The following is a 2,758-nucleotide window of genomic DNA, read 5'->3' on the forward strand; positions in this document are numbered from 1 at the left end:
GCCTGCCACCGCCAAGTCGCCCGCCGCCGACAGAGCCACCGAGCGCACCTTGCCCCGCGCCCACGCTTGCAGCAGCACCTCCCCCTCCTCGAAGAGGAAAATACCCCCCTCTCGCGTGCCAGCCATCATGCGCGAACCGTCCTCGCTCAACGCCACCTCGCTCACGCTCCCCCCCACGTAACGCCGCCACAGCAGCGCACCCTCGCGCGAATAGGCGTGCAGGTGCCGTTCCTTCTCGCCCGTCCCCACCACCACCTGCGTCCCATCCTCACTCAACAGGACTGACCAGATTTTGTCGCCGGGTGCCTTGTCCCACAACAGCCGCCCCGACCCGTCCAACCAGTAGAGGAAGCCCTCGTTGTCCCCCGCCGCCACCGCCGACCCGTCAGGTGCCACCGACACCGCAAACACATCGCCGTGAGCCTGATGAATCCTAATAAGCTCTCCACTGCGCCGGAACAGGCGCAACCGCTTGTCGGCGGCACCCGCCGCAATAAGCGAGCCATCCGCCGAGAGGCCCGTCGCCCACACCCACCCGTACCAACCGATGCTCGGCACCTCCTGGTGCCAGAGGCGATGCCCCTGCGCGTCGTACACCAGGATTTGCTTGCCCTCCGTCCCCGCCGCCACCGTCGAGCCGTCCGCCGACAGCGAAAGCCCCCACACCGAGGCACCAAGCTCCTCCTCCCACAGCACGCCTCCCTCCCCGTCAAAGGCGTAGAGGCCCCGCCCCTTCATGTCCCAGGGCCGCGTGCTGCCTGTCCCCGCCACCACCAACCCGCCATCCCCGCTCATCGCCACGTTCCACGCCTGGTTGCCCACCGGGCGGCTCCAGCGGACCGCGCCCTCCCCCGTCAGGCTCGTCACTGCCTTGCCCAGCGTCCCCAGCGCCACCCGCGTCCCATCTTTCGAGAGCGCCACCGACGCCACGCCACCCAGCGCCGGATAGGTCCACTCGTGGAAACCCGCGTCGGGTAGCGGCGGCGGTGGAGGAGGCGCGAAGCCTGTCCCATCAGGTCCATCCAGCGGCGGGGCAACTTCCCGCTCATGGTGATCCGCCCCGTTGGACGAGGCGCGTGGCTCGTCCGCCTCGGCAGTGCGCTCCTCACCCTGCAACCCCGGTAGGAACCCCTCCATCTCATCGGCATGCAGGGCACCCGCGTCGGCGGCGCGCAACACCCTTTCCACCTGTTGCGTGGTCAGCCCCCCGCCTTCATGCAGCGTGCCGATGAGGGCGAGGAGTGTAACGCGGTCGACGGGCAAGTATTTACCGCTGCACCAGTGCTGCACGCTCTGCTGCGAAACGGTAATTCCCAACCGCTTGCCAACCTCGTCCGCGAGTACCTCTTGGCTCAGGCCAGCACGTTTGCGGGCCTCGTTTATCTCCTCACCGAAAACCCTCTTCTCCATCATCCCCCTCCTGTCGCCCTCCCACCATCCCCAAACACTACCTACCCCACCTCTCCCTTCCTTTTCCTATTCTTGCATCCTTCCTTTATCCTTTCAATCTTTCTTCCCCTCCACCGTCCGTTCCGCCTTCCAATTTCCGCACCCCTACTTTTGATTATCCACCCGACCCATGATATAATCTTCGGCTGATGATAGTAAGAACACCCCCGGCGCGGCTCCGGCTGCCCGACGGGACAATTAAGGAGCGAACGTACATGGCCCTCTCGAAGGCCCAGAAGGAACAGATAGTCACCGAATACGGGTTTGCCAACAACGACACTGGCTCGCCTGAAGTTCAAATCGCCATCCTCACGCAGCGCATCACCGAGCTGACTGACCACCTTCGCACCCACAAGAAGGACGAAAGCTCCCGCCGGGGCCTGCTCAAGCTCGTCGGCCAGCGCCGCCGCCACCTCGCCTACCTGCAAAAGAAAGACGTCGCCCGCTACCGCACCATCGTCGAGCGGCTGGGCCTCCGCAGGTAACTCATTGTCTCCCTATTCGCTTCAAAACGGGTCAGCGGGCCGAGCGCCTGCTGGCCCGTTTTTGTTGGCTCCCCGCCGCACGGAGCACCCCTGTTTTGGCGGCAGCTACCCGCGCCCCGGACGGGCAGGAATTGGAGCGAGCCACGAAGGCCCACAGCGTTTTCGTGGTTCGCTCCAGTCCCTCCCGTCGTGGCGTGCAACTTGCGGTAAATACCGCACCAAACATCCACACGGAAGGAACGTACAAAGATGACCAGTCTGAACCAGCCCAATCGCTACACCGCGATGCTGGGCAACCACGAAATTACCATTGAGACGGGCAAGCTCGCCAAACTCGCGGGCGGGGCCGTCACCGTCCGCATGGGCGAGAGCATCGTCCTCGTCACCGCCACCGCCGCCAAAGAGCCGCGCGAGGGCATCAACTTCTTCCCCCTCAGCGTGGACTTTGAGGAGCGCATGTACGCGGCGGGCCGCATTCCCGGCTCCTTCTTCCGCCGCGAGGGTCGCCCCAGCGAGAGCGGCATCCTCCTCTCCCGCCTCGTGGACCGGGGCCTCCGCCCCCTCTTCCCGAAGGGCTACCGCAACGATGTGCAGGTCATCATTACCGCTCTCAGCCACGATGACCAGTCCCCGCTCGACACCCTTGCTGCCATCGGTGCCAGCGCCGCCCTCATGATTTCCGACGTACCCTTCCAGGGGCCAATCGCCAACGTCCGCATCGCTCTCGATGCCAACGGCGAGTTCATCGTGAACCCCCTCGCCGATCAGGTGGAAAACTCCCGCCTCGACCTCCGCGTCACCGGCACCGCCGACGCCATCAACAT

General features: G+C 65.2%; 2 protein-coding genes and 1 pseudogene. 2 read left to right on the forward strand and 1 reads right to left on the reverse strand.

What is annotated here, in order from left to right; translation table 11 throughout:
- Positions 1-1,413 (reverse strand): helix-turn-helix domain-containing protein (locus VF697_RS14690; protein WP_331095401.1); only part of this gene is annotated, 1,413 nt, incomplete at its 3' end.
- Between the two features lie 251 nt (positions 1,414-1,664).
- On the opposite strand from VF697_RS14690, the gene rpsO reads away from it, so the two are divergent.
- Together rpsO and VF697_RS14700 are read left to right on the forward strand one after the other, a co-directional pair.
- Positions 1,665-1,934 (forward strand): 30S ribosomal protein S15, encoded by a 270-nt coding sequence (rpsO, locus tag VF697_RS14695; RefSeq protein ID WP_331095403.1) that lies wholly within the window; start codon positions 1,665-1,667, stop codon positions 1,932-1,934.
- 249 nt (positions 1,935-2,183) lie between these two features.
- A pseudogene (locus VF697_RS14700) lies at positions 2,184-2,758 on the forward strand (polyribonucleotide nucleotidyltransferase); the annotation flags it as partial.

It is taken from the genome of Archangium sp., from assembly GCF_036388035.1.
In the GTDB taxonomy this organism is placed as follows: Bacteria; Myxococcota; Myxococcia; order Myxococcales; family Myxococcaceae; genus Archangium.

Coding starts and splice junctions, on each gene's coding strand:
- rpsO (WP_331095403.1), top strand. CDS start 1,665: ATGGCCCTCTCGAAGGCCCAGAAGGAACAGATAGTCACCGAATACGGG.